This is a genomic window from Paraburkholderia sp. J7, from assembly GCF_905220155.1.
Classification (GTDB): Bacteria; Pseudomonadota; Gammaproteobacteria; order Burkholderiales; family Burkholderiaceae; genus Paraburkholderia.
Window position 1 is genome coordinate 1 of the sequence record NZ_CAJMYZ010000004.1, and the last position, 20,944, is coordinate 20,944.

The following is a 20,944-nucleotide window of genomic DNA, read 5'->3' on the forward strand; positions in this document are numbered from 1 at the left end:
ACCTCGGCGCATGACAAGGTGACGCTGGGCGGTGTAGGTTCGACTACGCCGGTGGCCCTGACGAACGTGGCGAATGGCGGGCTGACCGGTTCGAGCCTCGACGCGGTGAACGGCTCGCAGTTGTACGCACTGGGCGCAACGACGAACGCATCGGGCAACATCACGAACGCGTTTGTGGCGTACGACGACACGTCGAAGAACTCGGTCACGTTTGGTGGCTCGGATCATGCGGCGGTCCAGTTGCACAACGTTGCGGTTGGTGCGGTGAGCGCATCGAGCCTCGACGCGGTGAACGGCACGCAGCTTTACGGTCTGGCCAGTTCGACGGCCAAGGCATTGGGTGGCGAGACGCAAGTCAACGCGGATGGCTCGATCAGCTCGCCGGACTTTGTCCTTCAGGGTAACAACTACACGGACGTAGGCAGTGCGCTCAAGGCGGTCATGGCCGCAGCGGTGAGTGGTAACGTGGACGGCGTGATCTACGATTCCTCAGCGCACAATTCGGTGACACTGGGTGGTGCGGATCATGTGCCGGTGGCGCTGACGAACGTCGCCAATGGAGCGCTGACGGCATCGAGTTCCGACGCGGTGAACGGTTCGCAATTGTACGCACTGGGCGCGACGACCGACGCATCGGGCAACATCAACAACGCATTCGTGGCTTACGACGACAAGTCGAAGAGCAAGGTGACGCTGGGCGGCGCGGGATCGACCACGCCGGTGGCACTGACAAACGTGGCGAACGGCGCGCTGAGCGCGGCGAGCGTGGATGCGGTGAACGGTTCGCAACTGTATGCACTCGGCGCGAGAACGGACGCTTCGGGCAATCTGCTCAACGCGTTCGTCGCGTACGACGATACGTCGATGAACTCGGTGACGTTCGGCGGTTCGGGTCATGCGCCGGTCGTGCTGCACAACGTGGCGAACGGTGTCGCCTCGAACGACGCGGTGAACGTCGCGCAGCTCGAAGCGATGGGTGCGATCATCGATAACTCGGGCAATGTAACGAATGCGTTCGTTGCATACGACGACTCAACGAAGAGCTCAGTCACGCTTGGCGGTCTCGCTGCGAGCGCGCCGGTTCAACTGCACAACGTCGCGAACGGGGTTGTGTCTGCAAGCAGTCACGACGCCGTGAACGGCGGTCAGCTCTATGGCGTTGCTTCTAGCACGGCCAGCGCGCTGGGCGGCGGTTCGACGGTCAATGCGGATGGATCGATCTCGGCTCCGGCATACGTCCTCAATGGTGGGACCTTTAATGATGTGGGTAGCGCGATCTCGAACGTCGACGGCCGTGTGACGAACATCGAGAATACGGTGACCAACATCGCCGGCCAGGTGGCGAACGCTGTCCAGTATGACTCGTCGGCACATGACAAGATCACACTGGGCGGTACGAGCGCCACGACAGCCGTCGCGTTGACCAACGTAGCAAATGGCACGTTGAGCGCCGATAGCCTCGACGCGGTGAACGGTTCGCAGCTGTACGCGACGAACCAGGACGTCGCGAATCTGACCACGCAGATTCAGAACATCAACGTCAATGGTTCTGAGTATCTGTCGACCAACACGACGAACGGTGCAGCCTCGGCCACAGGCACGAACTCGATCGCGGCGGGCGGTGGTGCGATTGCTTCGGGTGCGAACTCGACGGCGATTGGCGACAAGGCTTCGGCCACGGGCAACAACTCGGTCGCGCTGGGTGCAAACTCGGTGGCGAGCGAGGACAACACCGTGTCCGTGGGCTCGGAAGGCAACGAGCGCCGTATCACCAACGTCGCGAACGGCGTCAACCCGACCGACGCTGCGAACATGGGTCAGCTCCAGAGCGGCTTGAACGCGCTCCAGAGCAACGTGAACTCCGTGGCGCGCACAGCCTACAGCGGTGTAGCGGCGGCAACCGCGCTGACCATGATTCCGGACGTCGATCAGGGCAAGACGATCGCAGTTGGTGTCGGTACGGCCAACTTCCAGGGCTATCAGGCCGTGGCGCTGGGTGCATCGGCGCGTATCACCCAGAACCTCAAGGTGAAGCTCGGCGGTGGTTACGGTTCGAGTGGCGGCGCCACCTTCGGCGGCGGTATGTCGTACCAGTGGTAAGCGTTTGAGGCTCAACCGGTTGCGGCGCAATATGGCCGCTTCCGGTAAGCCTCGCTTTTCGCGTTGGTTGGCCCCGTAGTTCGGGCCAAAACGCAAGGCGGACCCTTCGGGGTCCGCTTTTTTATTTTGCAGCGAGATCTGCTGCGAGCCGAGCCATGTGACGCGCGAATGCTCAGCCTTTCTCGTCCAGCCTTCTTCGCGCGATGATCTCTTTCGCGTCCGCGAGCTTTTCCGCAAGCTCTGGCCCGCGCTGCAGTGCCACGCCCACCGCGAGTATGTCGCCAATCGCAAGATGCGATGTCCGCGAAGTCATCGGCGAGAAGATGTCGGTGTCCTCGTCGACGTTTGCGTGCAGCCCCACGCTTGCGAGGCGCGCGAGCGGCGAAGTGCCGTGGGTGATGGCGATTACCTTCGCGCCGCGGTCGAGCGCCGTGCGTGCGGCGTCCACGATATCTCGCGTGCGCCCGGTGTTCGAGATCGTCACGACCACGTCGCCGGGACCGAGCAGCGCCGCCGACATGAGAAACGTGTGCGGATCGGAATACGCGACGCTCGGCATGCCAAGGCGAAAGAACTTATGCTGCATGTCCTGTGCGGCGATGCCCGAACCGCCCGCGCCATAGAACTCGATGCGCGACGCGCGCGCGAGCAGATTGATTGCGGCGGCAAGCGAGTCGCTCGAAAGGTTGTTGCGCACTTGCACGAGCGCGCCGATCGTGCGATCGAGCACCTTGGCCGCGACGCCCGGCACCGGCTCATCCGGACTCACGTCGCGATAGACGGCGGGATGCTCCGTCGGCAGATCCGCGGCAACGGCCTGTGCCAGCCGGATCTTGAACTCCCGGAATCCCGAAAATCCGAGTGCGTGACAGAACCGTGCGATGGTCGGCTGGCTCACGCCCGCGCGCTCGGCGACCTCGGTCATCGAAAGATCGAGCACTTCGCGCGGCGCCTCGACGACGTAATCGGCGAGCTTGCGCTCCGATGGGCGCAATTGCTCGCGCATGGCTTTCACCTGGGACAGCAGCATCAGAAAACTCGCACTATGCTGAAAGATCCGTGGACTATAGCGGATCGGAGGTTATGTACAAAAACTACAGGATCGCCGTTTGCTTCTTTCTGAACTGGGTGGTGTTGTTCAGGATGAGGCCCGTCCGTAATGAGATTAGGCGGTCGTTTAATGCTGCGCTCCCAGGGTCTTTCCGGGATTGTCGGCTTGTAGTTTTTCTACTAACATCGCGCCATCGCTGATCGGATCGTCGAAAACGCGTCTGATCCGGCCCCGAGCGTCCCCGCCGAGACAAGAAGGAAGGAGATTCGATGGTTTCCCCGCATTCTCAGTTGATGAAGGTCACGCAGCGCGTGATCGAACGCAGCAAGCCCACGCGCGAGGCCTATCTGGCGCGCATCGCGGCTGCTCAGGACCGGTTCCCGGCGCGTGGCGCGCTCTCGTGCGCGAATCTCGCGCACGGCTTCGCCGGCCTCGAAGGTCGCGACAAGATCGCGATCAAGTCGATTCGCGAACCGAACATCGGCATCGTCTCGGCGTATAACGAGATGCTCTCGGCACACGCGCCGTACAAGGATTTCCCCGACATCATCAAGAAGGCGGCGCGCGAAGGCGGCGGCGTCGCGCAGTTCGCGGGCGGCGTGCCGGCGATGTGCGACGGCGTCACGCAGGGCAACGCCGGCATGGAGCTCTCGCTCTTTTCGCGTGAAGTGATCGCGATGAGCACGGCCGTCGCGCTCACGCACAACATGTTCGATGCGGCGCTGTGTCTGGGCGTCTGCGACAAGATCGTGCCGGGCCTTCTGATCGGCGCGCTGCAATTCGGCCATTTGCCCACGATTTTCGTCCCCGCCGGTCCGATGACGAGCGGCATCACGAACGACGACAAGGCCAAGGTGCGCCAGCAGTTCGCCACGGGTCAGTGCGATCGCGCGGCGCTGCTCGAATCGGAGGCGGCCGCCTATCACGGCCACGGCACGTGCACGTTCTACGGCACGGCCAACAGCAACCAGATGCTCATGGAGATCATGGGCCTGCATCTGCCGGGCTCCGCCTTCATCCACCCGCACACGCCGCTGCGCGACGAACTCACCGCGGCCGCGGCGCGCCGCGTGCTCGAACTCACCGTCGAACGCGGCAACTACACGCCGATCGGCCATGTGGTCGACGAAAAGGCCGTGATCAACGGCATCGTTGCGCTCATGGCAACGGGCGGCTCGACCAATCACACGCTGCACCTCGTGGCGATGGCGCGCGCGGCGGGCATCATCATCGACTGGAACGACTTCGACGTGCTTTCGGACGCCGTGCCGCTGCTCGCGCGCGTGTATCCGAACGGCAAGGCCGACGTGAACCACTTCCACGCGGCGGGCGGCATTGCGTTCCTCGTGCGCGAACTGCTCGACGGCGGCCTGCTGCACGAGGACGTGAATACCGTCGCGGGCCGTGGCCTGCGTCACTACACCGAAGAGCCGAAGCTCATCGACGGCAAGCTCACGTGGGTGCCGGCTGTTGAGAAAAGCGCCGACGAGTCCGTTCTGCGTCCGCTTCCGGAGCCGTTCCAGCCGGACGGTGGCTTGCGCCTGATGCAGGGGCGTTTGGGTCGCGGCGTCATCAAGGTCTCCGCTGTTGCGCCCGAACGCCGCAAGGTGCGCGCCCCCGCCATCGTCTTCGATTCGCAGGAGGCCGTGCAGGAAGCGTTCGACCGTGGCGAACTCGAGCGCGATTTCGTGGCCGTCGTGCGCTTCCAGGGCGCGCGCGCCAACGGCATGCCGGAACTGCACCGCCTCACGCCGCTGCTCGGCGTGCTGCAGGACAAGGGCTTTCACGTGGCGCTCGTGACCGACGGGCGTATGTCGGGTGCGTCGGGCAAGGTGCCCGCCGTGATTCACGTTTCGCCGGAAACGCTGCTGCACGGCCCGATTGGCAAGGTGCGCGACGGCGATACGATCGTGATTGACGCGGTGGAAGGCGTGCTCGACATCGAAGTGGAGGATGCCGAGTGGGACGCGCGTCCGGTCGCGCAGCCCGCGCATCAGGAACTCAACGAAGTTGGCTTTGGCCGCGAGCTGTTCGGCGTGTTCCGCGCCACTGCCGCGCCGGCGGAACTGGGTGCAACGGTGTTCGGTCCGCTCGTGGGCGAGCAGGCCGCGCCTGCGTCCGCCGCAGCGGCCTCCCATGCGCCGGCACACGCCGCGAACTGAATTCATCATCAAGGAGCCTGAACATGGCAAATAACACCGTCGCCGATATCGTCCGCCTGGGTCCCGTCATCCCGGTGCTCGCATTCGACACGCCGGAGCAGGGCGAGCACGTTTCCCGCGCGCTTCACGCGGGCGGCGTGAAGGTGCTGGAAATCACGCTGCGCACGAAGGCCGGCCTCGAAGCCATCGAGCGCGCCGCGAAGATCGCGCCGGACATCGTCGTGGGCGTGGGCACGATCACGAAGCCGGAGCACTGCGCGCTTGCCAAGAAGGCCGGCGCACAGTTCGGCGTTTCGCCGGGCCTCACGCGCGAGATCCATCAGGCTTCGCTCGACGCGGGTCTGCCGCTGCTACCGGGCGTGATGACGCCGACCGACATCATCGTCGCGATGGAACTGGGCTACGAGATCGTCAAGTTCTTCCCGGCGGTTCCTGCCGGTGGCCTGAACATGCTGCAGGCCTTCCACGGCCCGTTCCCGACGCTCAAGTTCTGTCCGACGGGCGGCATCAGCGCCGAGTCGGCTCCGACTTTCCTCGCGCTGCCCAACGTGGTGTGCGTGGGCGGTTCGTGGCTCACGCCGAAGGCGGCGATCGCCGCGCAGAACTGGGACGAAGTCACGCGCCTTGCGCACGCCGCGAGCGAGCTTTCGCGCCCGGTGCGCTAAAAGCGCGCTTCTGCCTGACGCACGCGCCGTATGCTGCGGCGCAACGATGACTAGAACGCCGCGCCCCCCGCGTTTATGTGGGGTGCGCAACGAGCCGCGCAAACGGCGCCTTTCCGGCGCTCGCTTTGCGCGGCTCGCTCGTCTTTCAAGCACGCTGCACCAAAAGTCGTTATAAGCTCTACAATCCCCGGCCCGGCGACGGCCGGCCCTTTCGTACCCCATCAGTTCCACGTGTGCCGCAGCCGCTGCGCGCCACACGCGTCGCCGCTCAGGGCGAAAGGACATCGAACAACTACCTGGAGAAGAGCCTCATGGGAGTGGCCCACGGCAGTTCGCTGCTGATCTACGCGCTCGTCGCGATTGCCGCGCTGATCTTCATGATCACGCGGTTGAAGGTTTATCCGTTTCTCGTCCTGATCATCGTTTCGCTGCTGCTCGGTCTCGCCGTCGGCATGCCGATGGATCAAATCGTCAAGTCGTTCGAGACCGGCAACGGCAACACGCTTGGCCACATTGCCATCGTGGTGGGCCTTGGCACCATGCTGGGCAAGATGATGGCGGAATCGGGCGGCGCCGAGCGCATCGCCACGACGCTCATTCGCTGGTTTGGCGAGAAGAACATCCACTGGGCGATGATGTTCGTCGCGATCATCGTCGGCCTGCCGGTGTTCTTCGAAGTCGGCTTCGTGCTGCTCATTCCGATCGCGTTCAACGTCGCCAAGCGCACCGGCAAGTCGCTGCTGCTGATCGGCTTGCCGATGGTGGCGGGGCTCTCTGTCGTGCACGGCCTGATTCCGCCGCACCCGGCCGCGCTGCTGGCCGTGCAGGCGTATCACGCCGACATCGGCCGGACCATCGCTTACGGTCTGATCGTGGGCGTGCCCACGGCGATCATCGCCGGGCCGCTTTTCGCGCTCTTCATCCACCGCTTTATCAAGCTGCCGGAAAGCAATCCGCTCTCCGAGCAGTTCGTGAGCAAAGCCGACCCCAAGCCCGATAGCGAGCTGCCGGGCTTTGGCATCACGCTCTTCACGATCCTGCTGCCGGTGATCCTCATGCTGGTCGGCAGCTGGGCCGATCTCGTGTTCACGCCCAAGACGTTGCCGAACAATCTGTTGCACTTTGTCGGCACCTCGGACGTCGCGCTGCTGATCGCCGTGCTGGTAAGCTTCTGGACCTTCGGCGCGCAACGCGGCTTCACGCGCGAGCAGATCCAAAAGTTCTGCGGCGACTGCCTCGCCCCTATCGCGGGCATCACGCTGATCGTCGGCGCGGGCGGCGGCTTTGGCCGCGTGCTGATGGACAGCGGCGTGTCGAAGCAGATCGTCGAGCTGGCGCAGAACGAACATCTGTCGCCGCTTTTGCTCGGCTGGCTCGTCGCCGCGCTGATCCGTCTCGCAACGGGCTCGGCCACGGTCGCGATGACCACGGCCTGCGGCATCGTCGCGCCGATCGCATCGGCCAGCGCCATGACGGTGAAGCCGGAGCTGCTCGTGCTCGCCACGGGCTCGGGCTCGCTGATCTTCTCGCACGTGAACGACGGCGGATTCTGGCTGATCAAGGAATATTTCGGCATGACCGTGGGTCAGACGTTCAAGACCTGGTCGTTGCTCGAAACCATTATTTCGCTGCTGGGGCTTGGCCTCACGTTCGTCCTGGCGGCGGTGTTGTGAAACTGGAGCAGTAAATGATTCTGATAGCGATGGGCGTGTCGGGCGCGGGCAAGACACGCATCGGCGAAATGCTCGCCGAGCGCCTCAAGTGCACCTTCACGGATGGCGACGCCTTCCACAGCGAAGCCAACAAGAAGAAAATGCACGACGGCATTCCCCTCACCGACGAAGACCGCTGGCCGTGGCTGCGCACGATTCGCGCGGCGATCGAGGAGAAGCAGCGCGCCCACGAAACGGCCGTGTTCACGTGCTCGTCGCTCAAGCGCTCGTATCGCGACATCCTGCGCGGCAACGATCGCGACGTGTGCTTCGTCTACCTGAAGGGCTCGTTCGAAGTGCTGCACGAGCGCCTCGCCTCGCGCACCGGCCACTTTTTCGACCCGTCGCTGCTGCAAAGCCAGCTCGATACGCTCGAAGCGCCCAGCGCCGACGAGGCGATCGAGGTGAGCATCGAACTCACGCCGGAGCAGATCGTCGACGAAGTGATGAAGCAGATGGAAACGCGCCGCAATCAGGCCTCCTGAAATCGCGGCGGTAAACGAAAAAGCGCTCGATTCAATCGAGCGCTTTTTTTATGGCCTTGCGGGGTTGCGATTACGAAATCCGCTTCGCCAGTTCCACTGCCTTGCCGACGTACGACGCGGGCGTCATCTCCAGCAGGCGCTGCTTCGCGTCTTCAGGAATCGCGAGACCGCTGACGAACGTCTGCAGGGCTTCGCGCGTGATGCCCTTGCCACGCGTGAGTTCCTTCAGCTGCTCGTACGGATTCTCGATGCCGTAGCGGCGCATCACGGTTTGCACCGGCTCGGCCAGCACTTCCCACGTGGCGTCGAGGTCGTCGTTCAGGCGCTGCGGGTTCACTTCGAGCTTGTCGAGACCGCGGATCAGCGCGTCGTACGACAGCAGCGAGTAGCCGAACGCCACGCCGATATTGCGCAGCACCGTCGAGTCGGTGAGGTCGCGCTGCCAGCGCGAAACAGGCAGCTTGTCGGCGAGGTGGCGCAGCGTCGCGTTCGCGAGGCCGAGGTTGCCTTCCGAGTTTTCGAAGTCGATCGGGTTGACCTTGTGCGGCATGGTCGACGAGCCGATTTCGCCGGCTTTCGTCTTCTGCTTGAAGTAGCCGAGCGAGATGTAGCCCCACACGTCGCGGTCGAGGTCGAGCAGGATCGTGTTCGCGCGCGCGACGGCGTCGAACAGTTCCGCCATGTAGTCGTGCGGCTCGATCTGGATCGTGTACGGGTTGAACACGAGCTTGAGACGCTTTTCGACGACTTCCTTCGAGAACGCTTCCCAGTCGAATTCCGGATACGCCGAGAGGTGCGCGTTGAAGTTGCCGACCGCGCCGTTCATCTTGCCGAGCAGTTCGACCTTCTCGATGCGCTGGATCGCGCGAGCCAGACGTGCCGCGACGTTGGCGATTTCCTTGCCGAGCGTCGTGGGGCTGGCGGGCTGGCCGTGCGTGCGCGAGAGCATCGGCTGCTCGGCGTGCGTGTGCGCGAGCGCGACGAGCCGTTGATGCACCGAGCGCAGCGCCGGCAGGATCACGTGCTCGCGGGCGCCCGCGAGCATCAGGCCGTGCGACGTGTTGTTGATGTCTTCCGAGGTGCAGGCGAAGTGGATGAACTCGCTTGCGCGCTCCAGTTCCGGCTGGCCCTTCACCGACTCCTTGAGCCAGTACTCCACGGCCTTCACGTCGTGGTTCGTCACGCGCTCGATGTCCTTGATGCGCGCGGCGTCGTGCGCCGTGAAGTTCTCGGCGAGCTTGAGCAGGAACTGCTCCGACGCTTGCGAGAAGCGCGGCACTTCCGCGAAGCCGGCTTGCGACAGCGCGATCAGCCAGTGGATTTCCACCGTCACGCGGTTGCGCATGAACGCGGCTTCCGAGAGCCAGTCGCGCAGCGCTTCGGTTTTCGAGGCGTAGCGGCCGTCGAGCGGGGAGAGCGCGTTGAGCGCGAAGAGGGTATCGGGACGAGTGTCGGACATGATGGGGACGTAACGTGGCGCGTTACGCTCAGTTGGCAGTCGGTTGCAGTCAGATTCGAGACGGCGTGAACCCGAGATTTTATCACCTTGCCGACAGGGGCCGACGCCGGCGCTGTCAGCGGCGGCCAAGCGGTGGGTTGCGACGTTCCCCTGAGGCCTGATGTCGCGCCCGCCAGTTAACGGGATCTGGAGTTTTGAGACGGTTATAGAGTGCGATCACATCAAAAGTTTGCGCTTAATCAAATATTTGCCGCCATGACCACCGATGCCCCCACTCTCTCTTCCGACGAGGCCGCTGCGCTGATCGAAGCCGGTCTTGCTTGCCACCGCGCGGGCCGGATCGACGACGCCCACGCCCACTATCAGTCAGCGCTCGCGGCGCATCCCGAACACTCCGGTGCACTGCACTACCTGGGCGTGATTGCGCTCGGCCGCGATCAACTGAAGGAAGCCGTCGCCCTGATCGACCGCGCGCTCGCGAACGCGCCCGATAACGCCGAATATCTTGCCAACCGTGGCGTGGTCGCGGCCCGCCTCGGCGACCATGCGGGCGCCGCCGCCTGGCAGCGCAAGGCGCTCGCGCTCGCCCCCGAATTCGCGAACGCACACAACAATCTCGGCAATGCGTTGATGGAGCTCGGCGATATCGCGGGCGCCTCGCAGCACTATCGGCGCGCGCGTGCGCTGGCGCCGCAATCCGCACACTTCGCGTTCAATTTCGGCCGTGCACTGGAAGCCGACGGCGCAAAAGACGCCGCGCTAGCGGAGTTCCGCGCCGCTGCCGCGCTCGATCCCCGTGATCTGAAAGCGCCGATCCACATGGGCCGGCTGCTGCGCGCTAAAGAGAAGCACGCCGAAGCGGCCGCCTGCTTCGAAGCCGTGATCGCACGCGAGCCTGACAACGTGCTCGCGCTCTTCGAGCTCGGCTACGCCTACGACGCGATGCACCGGTATGAAGCGGCGATTCCGCTTTACCGGCGTGCTGCGCAGCTCAAGCCTGATGGCGCGGGCATCATCAACAATCTGGCATTCGCGCTGACCGCGCTCGCGCGCTACGACGAAGCGGAGATCGACTATCGGCGCGCACTCGAACTGAACCCGGACCTGCCCGAATCGGGTTTTCAGCTCGGCATGCTGATGCTGCGGCGCGAAGACTACGCCGGCGGCTGGCCGCTCTTCGAGAACCGCAAGCTCACTTCGACCGCCAAGGCCAACTACCGCAAGCTGCCGTGCCCCGAGTGGCAGGGCGAGCCGCTCGCCGGCAAGCGCTTGCTGATCTGCCGTGAGCAGGGTGTGGGCGATCAGATCCAGTTCGTGCGCTATGCGGGCCTGCTGGCGCAGATGGGAGCGCAGGTTCACGCGTGGGTCGCGCCGGAACTGGCGTCGCTCGCGGCGACGGTGCCGGGTGTCGCGCGCGTGCTCGACGCCGCGCCGAGCGACGAAGTCATCGCCTCGGAATACGACTTCTGGTGCGACGTGATGAGCCTGCCGCTGAAGTTTCCCGGCCGGCCGATTTACGCCGACACCCCCTATATGCACGCCGATGCCGTGCAGGCCGCCGCCTGGCGCGCACGCGTGAACGCGCTGGCCGGCGCCGCGCGTTGCCGCATCGGGCTCGTCTGGGCGGGCAACCCGCGCCACCATTTCGACGCATTCCGTTCTGTGCCGCTCAAGTCGCTTCTGCCGCTCTCCGCGCTCCCGGGCAACGCCTGGTTCGCAATCCAGAAGGGCCCGGGGGCCGCGCAGCTCGCACCGGTCGCGGGCCGCTGGCCGATGGACGCGCTCGGCGGCGAGCTGCACGACTTCGCGGCCACGGCGGCGCTCATCGAGGCGCTCGACCTCGTCATCACTGTCGATACGTCGGTTGCGCACCTCGCCGGCGCGCTTGGCAAGCCGGTGTGGGTGCTGCTCGCCGCGCAGCCCGACTGGCGCTGGGGCAAGGATCGCGCGGATTCGGTCTGGTATCCGTCGGCGCGCGTGTTTCGCCAGTCCACGCTCGGCGACTGGAGCGGCGTGGTCGCCGAACTGGAAACTGCGCTGTCCCAGGTGTCGCGCTAAGGGCATCCGCCCGGGGCGGCGCGATATTCGCCGCGCCGGCGCCCAGGCGAGCGCCCGCCGGCCTAGAATGCGGACTTCTCATCCGCTCGCTGGCCCCGCATGGAACTCAAATGGCTCGAAGACTTCGTTTCGCTCGCGGAGACGCATAGTTTCAGCCGCTCGGCCGAGCTGCGCCACGTGACACAGCCGGCTTTCTCGCGCCGTATCCAGGCGCTCGAAGCATGGCTGGGCACCGAGCTGATCGATCGTTCGGTTTACCCGACGCGCCTCACCGCAGCGGGCCAGGTCTTCTACGAGCAGGCGCTCGCGATGCTTTCCCAGTTTCACGAGGCGCGTACCCTGTTGCGCGGCCACACGGCCACGCCCGCCGCGACGATCGAGTTCGCGGTGCCGCATACGCTTTCGCTCACGTACTTTCCGCGCTGGCTGCAACGCATCGAAGCGAAGCTCGGCCGCATCCACACGCGGCTGCGTGCGCTGAACGTGCACGACGCCGTGCTGTCGCTCGTGGAGGGCGGCTGCGACCTCGTGATGGGCTATCACCACCCGAGCCATCCCGTGACGCTCGACCCCGCGCGGTACGACACGCTTACACTCGGCATCGAGTCGATCAGCCCGTACTCGGCGCCGCAACGCGCGGGGCGCGCGCGTTATACGCTGCCCGGCACGCCCGATGCGCCCGCACCGTATCTCTCCTACACGCCGAACGCGTATCTCGGCCGCATGACCGAGGTGATCGTTGCCAATGCCCCTGCGCGGCTGTATCTGGACCGCGTGTACGAAACCGACATGGCGGAAGGGCTCAAGGCGATGACGCTCGCGGGTCACGGCATCGCCTTTTTGCCGCACAGCGCGGTGGAAGACGCCGTAGCCCAGGGGGAACTGATCCGCCTCGACCGGGGCACGCGCGGCGTGCCGGAGGGCCAGTTCACGCTCGATATGGAGATCCGCCTCTATCGCGACAAGTTCGCGACGCAAGGCGACGATGCGCGCCAGGCGCTCGTGCGTGAATTGTGGGAGGCGGTGAGCGAGGAGCTAGCGCAGGGCAAGCGCTGACACAGCATCGGCCCGGCGCGCAAACAGTCAGGCTATTTCAACCTGTAAGGCTTGCAATACGAAGCCCGCGACACGTTTTTACGACTTCGGGGACGTTATGCACGAAAAGCATAACGGGATGATCAAACGGCATTGGATTTCACGTGGGCGTTTTCTGACAATGGCACCACTTGTTCGATCGGAGCGTTCATGTCATCCCAACTGCAGTCGGTTCCTTCCTATCTCCACGCCGATGATCTCGGCCCCTGGGGCAACTATCTTCGTCAGGTCGACCGCGTGGCGCCGTATCTCGGCTCGCTTTCGCGCTGGCTCGAAACGCTCAAGCGTCCGAAGCGTATCCTGATCGTCGATTGCCCGATCGAACTCGACAACGGCACCGTTGCGCACTTCGAAGGCTATCGTGTCCAGCACAACGTTTCGCGTGGTCCCGGCAAGGGCGGCGTGCGTTATCACCAGGACGTTACGCTCTCCGAAGTAATGGCGCTTTCCGCGTGGATGTCGGTGAAGAACGCTGCAGTGAACGTGCCGTACGGCGGCGCGAAGGGCGGTATTCGCGTCGACCCGCGCACGCTTTCGCGTGGTGAGCTCGAGCGCGTCACGCGCCGCTACACCAGCGAAATCGGCATCATCATCGGGCCGAACACCGATATTCCCGCGCCGGACGTCAACACGAACGAGCAGATCATGGCGTGGATGATGGACACCTACTCGATGAACCAGGGCCAGACGGCCACGGGCGTCGTGACGGGCAAGCCCATCTCGCTTGGCGGCTCGCTCGGCCGCCGCGAAGCCACGGGCCGCGGCGTGTTCGTCGTCGGTTGCGAGGCGGCGCGCCGCACGGGTCTGTCGATCGAAGGCGCACGCATTGCCGTGCAGGGCTTCGGCAACGTGGGCGGCATTGCTGCCCGCCTGTACCAGGAAGCCGGCGCGAAGATCGTCGCCGTGCAGGACCACACCGGGTCACTCTACAAGTCGAGCGGCATGAACGCGGAAGCCCTGCTCGAGCACGTCGCGAAGACGGGCGGCGTGGCGGGCTTCGCTGGCGCCGAAGTCATGCCGAACGACGAATTCTGGACCGTCGAAACCGACATCCTCATTCCGGCCGCGCTGGAAAACCAGATCACCGAGAAGAACGCCGGCAAAATCCGCACGAAGATCATCGTGGAAGGCGCGAACGGCCCGACCACGACGGCAGCCGACGACATCCTGCACGACAAGGGCGTGCTCGTGATCCCCGACGTGGTGGCGAACGCGGGCGGCGTGACCGTTTCGTACTTCGAGTGGGTGCAGGACTTCTCGAGCTTCTTCTGGACCGAGAACGAGATTAATGAACGTCTCGAACGCGTGATGCGCGAAGCATTCACGGCGGTCTGGCAGGTCTCGAGCGAGCAGAAGGTCTCGATGCGTACTGCGGCGTTCATCGTTGCATGTAAACGCATCCTGATGGCGCGCGAAATGCGCGGCCTGTATCCCTGATCGCACGCCCGGCGCGCTCGCGCCGCAAGGTGACGGAACCATGACGGCGCAGTGACCGGGCAGTGACACGTTTTTGCGCTGCACATCAAGGCGCATAGAAGGCGGATGTTCTCCACAAGGGAGCGTCCGCCTTCGCACATCCAGCGTTGCGCCAGGGTCACCCTTTATTCTTTCAGAATAATTACTTTGCTAAACTGACGGCGGTTCTTGTACCGGAGAAAACAATGCAAATCAAAAAGACCGCCTCTCTGCTCGCACTCCTTGGTTTCGTCGCCACCAGCGCTTTCGCGCAGGACGCGGGCACGCTCAAGAAGATCAAGGACACGGGCGTCATCTCGCTGGGGCACCGCGAATCGTCCATTCCTTTTTCGTACTACGATGACAAGCAGAATGTGATCGGCTACTCGCAAGACTACGCGATGAAAATCGTCGAGGCGGTCAAGCAGAAGCTGAACATGCCGAACCTGAAGGTCAAGATGGTGCCCATCACGTCGCAGAACCGTATTCCGCTCGTGCAGAACGGCACGGTGGACATCGAATGCGGCTCGACCACGAACAACGCCGAGCGTCAGCAGCAGGCCGCCTTCACGAACACGATCTTCGTGATCGGCACGCGCCTCATGACGAAGAAGGATTCGGGCATCAAGGATTTCGCCGACCTCAAGGGCAAGACCGTCGTGACGACGGCTGGCACGACGTCCGAGCGCCTTCTGCGCAAGATGAACCAGGACAAGAGCATGGGCATGAACATCATCAGCGCGAAGGACCACGGCGAGTCGTTCATGACGCTCTCCACGGGCCGCGCCGTGGCGTTCATGATGGACGATGCGCTGCTCGCGGGCGAGCGCGCCAAGTCGAACAATCCGGGCGACTTCGTGATCGTCGGTCAGCCGCAATCGCGTGAAGCGTACGGCTGCATGATGCGCAAGAACGATCCTGAGTTCAAGAAGGTCGCCGACGACGCCATCGCCAAGGTCCAGACTTCGGGCGAAGGCGACACGATCTACAAGAAGTGGTTCGAATCGCCGATTCCGCCGAAGGGTCTTAACCTGAACTTCCCGATGAGCGACGACATGAAAGCGCTGTTCAAGAATCCGAACGACAAGGCGATCGATTAATACGGCCTCGGCCGTTCGACCCGCATTTAGCGTTTAGCACGGAACGGAAGAAGCGCCGCTTCTTCCGTTCTTTTTCTTGGAGTCTCTTGATGTCCTATCACTGGAACTGGGGCATTCTGCTCAGCCCGGTCTCGACGGGCGAACCCACCACGTACCTTGGCTGGATCCTCTCCGGCTTCTGGGTGACGATTTCGGTGTCGCTGTGCGCGTGGGTGATCGCGCTCATCGTCGGATCGTTCTTCGGCGTGTTGCGCACGGTGCCGAACAAGTTTCTCGCGGGCGTCGGCACGGTGTACGTGGCGATCTTCCGCAATATTCCGCTCATCGCGCAGTTCTTCATCTGGTACTTCGTACTGCCGGAAATCGTGCCGCAATCGCTGGGCAATGCGTTCAAGCAGTCACCACCGGGCGTGCAGTTCTTCACGGCTTCGGTCGTGTGTCTCGGGCTCTTTACCGCGGCGCGCGTGTGCGAGCAGGTGCGCTCGGGCATCAACGCGCTGCCGCGCGGCCAGCGCGCGGCCGGCCTCGCGATGGGTTTCACGCAGTGGCAGACGTACCGCTATGTGCTGCTGCCGGTTGCGTACCGCATCATCGTGCCGCCGCTCACTTCCGAGTTCCTCAACATCTTCAAGAACTCTGCGGTCGCCTCGACGATCGGCCTGCTCGATCTGTCGGCCCAGGCGCGTCAGCTCGTCGATTACACGGCGCAGACCTATGAGTCGTTCATCGCAGTCACGCTCGCTTACGTGCTCATTAACCTCGTCGTCATGGCGCTCATGCGCTGGGTCGAGGCGAAGGCGCGTCTGCCCGGCTACATCGGAGGCAAGTAATGCATCACTTCGACTGGAGCGGCATTCCGGGCGCGCTGCCCACGCTGTGGACGGGCGCGATCATCACGTTCAAGATCACGCTGTGCGCGATCGTGGTCGGCATTCTGTGGGGCACGCTGCTCGCGCTCATGCGGCTTTCGAGCGTGAAGCCGCTCGAATGGTTCGCCAAGGGCTACGTCACGGTCTTCCGCTCGATCCCGCTCGTGATGGTCCTGCTGTGGTTCTTCCTGATCGTGCCGCAGGTGCTGCAAAATGTGCTGGGCCTCTCGCCCGACATCGACATTCGCCTTGCTTCCGCGATGATCGCGTTTTCGCTCTTCGAAGCCGCGTATTATTCGGAGATCATTCGCGCGGGCATTCAGGCGGTGCCGCGCGGGCAGGTGAACGCGTCGTTCGCGCTCGGCATGCGCTACGGCCAGGCCATGCAATACGTGGTGCTGCCGCAGGCGTTCCGCGCGATGGTGCCGCTGCTGCTCACGCAGGCCATCGTACTGTTTCAGGACACCTCGCTCGTGTACGTGATCAGCCTCGCCGACTTCTTCCGCACGGCCACCAATATCGGCGACCGTGACGGGACGATGGTCGAGATGGTACTGTTCGCGGGCGCGTGTTATTTCGTGATTTGCGTGATCGCGTCGAGCCTTGTGAAAGGTCTTCAGAAAAAGGTCGCAAGATGATTTCAATTAAGAACGTTTCGAAGTGGTACGGCCAGTTCCAGGTGCTGACCGACTGCACGACGGAAGTGAAGAAGGGTGAGGTGGTGGTGGTGTGCGGGCCCTCGGGCTCGGGCAAGTCCACGCTCATCAAGACCGTCAACGGGCTCGAACCGTTCCAGCAGGGCGAGATCCTCGTGAACGGCGAGTCGGTTGGCGACAAGCGCACCAATCTCTCGAAGCTGCGCTCGAAGGTGGGCATGGTGTTCCAGCACTTCGAGCTGTTCCCGCATCTGTCGATTACCGAGAATCTCACGCTCGCGCAGATCAAGGTGCTCGGCCGCGGCAAGGACGAGGCCACGCAAAAGGGCCTCAAACTGCTCGACCGTGTGGGCCTGCGCGCGCATGCCGACAAATTCCCGGGCCAGCTCTCGGGCGGTCAGCAGCAGCGTGTGGCGATTGCGCGTGCGTTGTCGATGGACCCCATCGCCATGCTGTTCGACGAGCCGACCTCGGCGCTCGACCCCGAGATGATCAACGAAGTGCTCGACGTGATGGTGGAGCTTGCCCAGGAAGGCATGACCATGATGTGCGTGACGCACGAAATGGGCTTCGCCAAGAAGGTCGCGCACCGCGTGATCTTCATGGACCAGGGCGCCATCGTCGAGGACGATCAGAAGGAAGCCTTCTTCGCGAGCCCGAAGTCGGACCGCGCGAAGGATTTTCTGGCCAAGATCCTGCACTGAGGCTGCGGGTTCGCCCGCTTTCCTCCCGCTTTGCAGAAAGCAAAAAGCCGCGCTCGATGCGCGGCTTTTTTCGTTTCGGGCGTCACCCGGCTTACTCGCCCCAGGTTTGCAGTGCGGCCACGGCTTCCGCGTCGATCTCGCCCGGCTGCGCGACGCACGGCGAACTGGCCGAGGCGTCGAGCGAAGGGTTGGCGAGCTTGTCGAGCACCCTCTGCGGCACCGGCACGCTCGTTTGGGCGATTACGTCGCCGTGCTGGAACATCAGCAGGTCGCCGGGGGCGAAGCGTGTCCAGACCTCGTTGTCGGTGAGCGGCGCGGTGGCGATCACGGCCACGCGGTCTTCTGGCGTCGTGTACTTGGCGAAGTCGATGGAGACGTCGGCATCGACGAGATGCGCGGTCGAAAACGGCCAGCGCCGCACGAGATAGTAGAGATGCGTCGAGCAATGCGCGAACAACGCCTGGCCGTTCGACATCAGAAAGTTGAAGACGCCGAACTGCGTAACCTCGCGCGTGAGCGACTCCAGCGCGGCGAACAGTTCGTCGAGCGGCGGCTGCGCGCCCGGGAACGCCTTGCGCAGGCCTTGTAGCAGCACGCAGAACGCGCGCTCGCTATCGGTCGTGCCCACTGGCTGATACACGCCCGACATCACCGGATTGAAGTCCTGCAGGTCGCCGTTGTGCGCGAAGATCCAGTGCCGGCCCCACAGCTCGCGCTGGAACGGATGACTGTTCTCGAGCGCGCAGCTGCCTTGTGTGGCCTTGCGGATATGGGCGATGGTGTTGCGCGACTTGATGGGGTAGTGCTTGACCATCTCGGCGATCGGTGAGCGCGCCGAAGCCTCGTTGTCGATGAAGAGGCGGCAGGCCTTGTCCTCGAAGAACGCGATACCCCAGCCGTCGGCGTGGTGATCGGTGGCGCCGCCGCGCGCCGCGAATCCTGTGAAGGAGAACGTGACGTCCGTCGGCGCGGCGCAATTCATTCCGAGAAGTTGGCACATGGTGCTGATGGTGCGTAATGCGGCTGAGACGGCCGAGACGACTTAGGCGGTGGCTGCAGTGCCAGGCGTGACCCGCCGTCGACCCGTTACAATATGATTTTCCAAGCATATCACCGGCCTGCGGGTCGCCAATACGAATTTTGTCGGATGCATTGCAGGCTTGCGTAGAAGGGCGCGTGCCGGTGTCGATGCAGCGCAATTTGTCGTGTGTACGCGACGGTGCGGGCCATGCGTGCGTTGGACTCGCATCGTTCGACGCCTCGCTTTTTTCCCCTGATATGCCCGGAATTTCCGGCAGCCTGAGCGCGTTCGAGCGAACGTGCCGGCGATTCCGCTTGACCTACTACAGCGCCTGACTCTAGCCATGAACGCCTCTTCCCTCACGACTCTCACGCTCGCCCGCCCCGACGACTGGCACCTGCACGTGCGCGACGGCGCGATGCTCGCGGCCGTGCTGCCGCACACGGCGCGCCAGTTCGGCCGCGCGATCATCATGCCGAATCTCAAGCCGCCGGTCACGACGACCGAGCAGGCCGCCGCCTACCGCGAGCGCATTCTCGCGGCCCTGCCGGCGGGCTCGACCTTCGAGCCGCTGATGACGCTCTATCTCACCGACAACACGCCGCCCGAGGAAATCCGCCGCGCGAAGGCGAGCGGCTTCGTGCACGGCGTGAAGCTGTATCCGGCGGGCGCGACGACGAACTCGGACGCCGGCGTGACGGACATCCTCAAATGCGCGAAGACGCTCGAAGCCATGCAGGAAGTGGGCATGCCACTGCTCGTGCACGGTGAAGTGACGAGCGCCGACATCGATCTGTTCGACCGCGAGAAGGTCTTCATCGACCGCGTGATGACGCCGCTGCGCCGCGATTTCCCGGCGCTCAAGGTGGTGTTCGAGCACATCACGACGAAGGACGCCGTCGACTACATCCGCGCCGATCACGCCGCGCCGGGTCTCCTCGGCGCGACGATCACCGCGCATCACCTGCTGTACAACCGCAACGCGATCTTCCAGGGCGGCATCCGTCCGCACTACTACTGCCTGCCGGTGCTCAAGCGCGAGACGCATCGCGTGGCGCTCGTGGAGGCGGCGACCTCGGGCGACCATCGCTTCTTCCTCGGCACCGACAGCGCCCCGCACCCGAAGGGCCTGAAGGAGCACGCGTGCGGCTGCGCGGGCTGCTACACGGCGCTGCACGCGCTCGAGCTGTACGCCGAAGCGTTCGACAATGCGGGCGCGCTCGACAAGCTCGAGGGCTTCGCGAGCTTTTATGGCGCGGACTTCTACGGCCTGCCGCGTGCGACCGAAACGGTCACGCTGCGCCGCGAGACCTGGACGCTGCCCGCCGAAGTCGAGGCCGGCGACACGCCCGTCGTGCCGCTGCGCGGCGGCGAGACAATCGGCTGGAAGCTCGCTTGAGCGAGGCGGGGCACGGTGTGGCTGCGGGCGCAACGATCGGGCTGAGTGGGGCAGTCGATGCGCATACACCGATGCCCGCGCGCGAACCGCGCCGGACCATGCCGTTGGGCAGTTTCACCGACATCGACTGGTCCCGTCCCTGGTTTGCGCAGCACAAAGCGCGGGGGCGGCGCTGGCAGCAGGCCGCGCTGGCGGGATACGCAGCGTACCTCGATGAACTGAACGTCGATGCGCTAGCCGCCGCCCAAAGCACGGGCCGCGGCCAGCCGCTGCGCTTTATCGCGCAGGACGACCTGCCCGAGGGCTCGGCCTACGAGGCGCATATCGCGGCGACGGGCTGCGTGCCGACGCGGCACAATCTCCACGACTTTTTCAACGCGCTGGCCTGGTTCGCGTTCCCGCGCATCAAGGCGACGCTCAACGCACGCCAGGCCGCGGCGATCGACGTGCTGGGCGTGGGCCCCACGCGCGGCGGCGTGCGTGACGCGCTCACGCTCTTCGACGAGAACGCGGTGCTTTACGCCTCATCGGACGCGGCGCTCGTCGCGGCGCTGCGCGGCTTCGACTGGCGCACGCTATTCGTGGCGCAGCGCTCGAGCTGGGAAGCCGCGTTCGAAGAGACGATTGGCCAGGCGCGCTGCGAAGTGCGCGTCTTCGGCCATGCGCTGCTCGAAAAGCTGATTTCGCCCTATGCGGCGTGCACGGCGCACGCATGGGTGGTCGAGGTGCCGCAAGCCTATTTCGCGTGGTCGCGCGCGCAACGCGACGCGTATCTGGACGAGACAGTGAGCGTCACGCTCGCCTCCGACACCGCACTCAACGGGCGCAGCTTCGCACCGCTGCCTGTACTCGGCATCCCGGGCTGGTGGGCGCATAACGAAAGCCCGTCGTTCTACGACGACGCCACCGTCTTTCGCGCCGGCCGCCGCGCTCGCTAAAAGGCCGGCGGGCAG

Annotated in this window: 17 protein-coding genes; 14 read left to right on the forward strand and 3 right to left on the reverse strand. The window is 64.3% G+C overall.

The genetic code is table 11. The annotated features are described in order from the left end of the window. A partial coding sequence (locus U5A58_RS07545) for a YadA family autotransporter adhesin (protein WP_321960972.1) occupies positions 1–2,100 on the forward strand: 2,100 nt, incomplete at its 5' end. 172 nt (positions 2,101–2,272) lie between these two features. Here U5A58_RS07545 and U5A58_RS07550 read toward each other — a convergent pair. Continuing rightward, the gene (locus tag U5A58_RS07550) at positions 2,273–3,130 is read right to left on the reverse strand and encodes a MurR/RpiR family transcriptional regulator (protein ID WP_321960973.1); all 858 of its coding nucleotides are present in this window, start codon (positions 3,128–3,130) and stop codon (positions 2,273–2,275) included. A gap of 290 nt (positions 3,131–3,420) precedes the next feature. On the opposite strand from U5A58_RS07550, the gene edd reads away from it, so the two are divergent. From edd to U5A58_RS07570, 4 genes are all read left to right on the forward strand, one after another. After that, complete coding sequence (edd, locus tag U5A58_RS07555) at positions 3,421–5,313, forward strand: phosphogluconate dehydratase (RefSeq protein ID WP_321960974.1); 1,893 nt, start codon at positions 3,421–3,423, stop codon at positions 5,311–5,313. Between the two features lie 23 nt (positions 5,314–5,336). Further along, positions 5,337–5,978, forward strand: coding sequence for a bifunctional 4-hydroxy-2-oxoglutarate aldolase/2-dehydro-3-deoxy-phosphogluconate aldolase (eda, locus tag U5A58_RS07560; protein WP_321960975.1), 642 nt, complete (start codon positions 5,337–5,339; stop codon positions 5,976–5,978). Between the two features lie 311 nt (positions 5,979–6,289). Next, complete coding sequence (locus U5A58_RS07565) at positions 6,290–7,651, forward strand: GntP family permease (RefSeq protein ID WP_321960976.1); 1,362 nt, start codon at positions 6,290–6,292, stop codon at positions 7,649–7,651. Positions 7,652–7,665: 14 nt separating this feature from the next. Next, complete coding sequence (locus U5A58_RS07570; protein WP_321960977.1) at positions 7,666–8,175, forward strand: gluconokinase; 510 nt, start codon at positions 7,666–7,668, stop codon at positions 8,173–8,175. A gap of 70 nt (positions 8,176–8,245) precedes the next feature. Here the strand turns inward: U5A58_RS07570 and purB are convergent, their stop codons facing one another. Further along, a complete protein-coding gene (purB, locus tag U5A58_RS07575) occupies positions 8,246–9,634 on the reverse strand; it encodes an adenylosuccinate lyase (RefSeq protein WP_321960978.1) in 1,389 nt (462 codons plus the stop codon). Positions 9,635–9,889: 255 nt separating this feature from the next. On the opposite strand from purB, the gene U5A58_RS07580 reads away from it, so the two are divergent. The 7 genes from U5A58_RS07580 (at position 9,890) to U5A58_RS07610 (ending at position 17,571) form a co-directional block, all read left to right on the forward strand. Beyond that, entirely contained in the window at positions 9,890–11,692 is a 1,803-nt protein-coding gene (locus tag U5A58_RS07580) for a tetratricopeptide repeat protein (protein WP_321960979.1), read from the forward strand. A 99-nt stretch (positions 11,693–11,791) separates the two neighbouring features. Further along, the gene (locus tag U5A58_RS07585; protein WP_321960980.1) at positions 11,792–12,748 is read left to right on the forward strand and encodes a LysR family transcriptional regulator; all 957 of its coding nucleotides are present in this window, start codon (positions 11,792–11,794) and stop codon (positions 12,746–12,748) included. Between the two features lie 189 nt (positions 12,749–12,937). After that, on the forward strand, positions 12,938–14,224 hold the full coding sequence (locus U5A58_RS07590; protein WP_321913185.1) for a Glu/Leu/Phe/Val dehydrogenase: 1,287 nt from the start codon (positions 12,938–12,940) through the stop codon (positions 14,222–14,224). Positions 14,225–14,448: 224 nt separating this feature from the next. Beyond that, entirely contained in the window at positions 14,449–15,342 is an 894-nt protein-coding gene (locus U5A58_RS07595) for a glutamate/aspartate ABC transporter substrate-binding protein (RefSeq protein ID WP_158756957.1), read from the forward strand. 89 nt (positions 15,343–15,431) lie between these two features. Then, positions 15,432–16,172: an amino acid ABC transporter permease gene (locus U5A58_RS07600; protein ID WP_321913184.1), complete on the forward strand. Its 741-nt coding sequence runs from the start codon at positions 15,432–15,434 to the stop codon at positions 16,170–16,172. Next, the gene (gene gltK, locus U5A58_RS07605) at positions 16,172–16,849 is read left to right on the forward strand and encodes a glutamate/aspartate ABC transporter permease GltK (RefSeq protein WP_321960981.1); all 678 of its coding nucleotides are present in this window, start codon (positions 16,172–16,174) and stop codon (positions 16,847–16,849) included. The genes U5A58_RS07600 and gltK overlap by 1 nt, the downstream gene beginning before the upstream one ends. Then, a complete protein-coding gene (locus U5A58_RS07610) occupies positions 16,846–17,571 on the forward strand; it encodes an amino acid ABC transporter ATP-binding protein (protein ID WP_254314498.1) in 726 nt (241 codons plus the stop codon). Before gltK ends, U5A58_RS07610 begins: the two co-directional genes overlap by 4 nt. A 91-nt stretch (positions 17,572–17,662) precedes the next feature. Here the strand turns inward: U5A58_RS07610 and U5A58_RS07615 are convergent, their stop codons facing one another. Continuing rightward, positions 17,663–18,571, reverse strand: a complete 909-nt coding sequence (locus U5A58_RS07615; protein ID WP_321913183.1) for a class II glutamine amidotransferase — start codon at positions 18,569–18,571, stop codon at positions 17,663–17,665. A gap of 364 nt (positions 18,572–18,935) precedes the next feature. On the opposite strand from U5A58_RS07615, the gene pyrC reads away from it, so the two are divergent. Both pyrC and U5A58_RS07625 read left to right on the forward strand, forming a co-directional pair. Then, complete coding sequence (gene pyrC / locus U5A58_RS07620; RefSeq protein WP_321934282.1) at positions 18,936–19,991, forward strand: dihydroorotase; 1,056 nt, start codon at positions 18,936–18,938, stop codon at positions 19,989–19,991. Then, complete coding sequence (locus U5A58_RS07625; protein ID WP_415774189.1) at positions 19,988–20,929, forward strand: DUF3025 domain-containing protein; 942 nt, start codon at positions 19,988–19,990, stop codon at positions 20,927–20,929. The genes pyrC and U5A58_RS07625 overlap by 4 nt, the downstream gene beginning before the upstream one ends. The last annotated feature ends 15 nt before the right edge of the window (positions 20,930–20,944 follow it).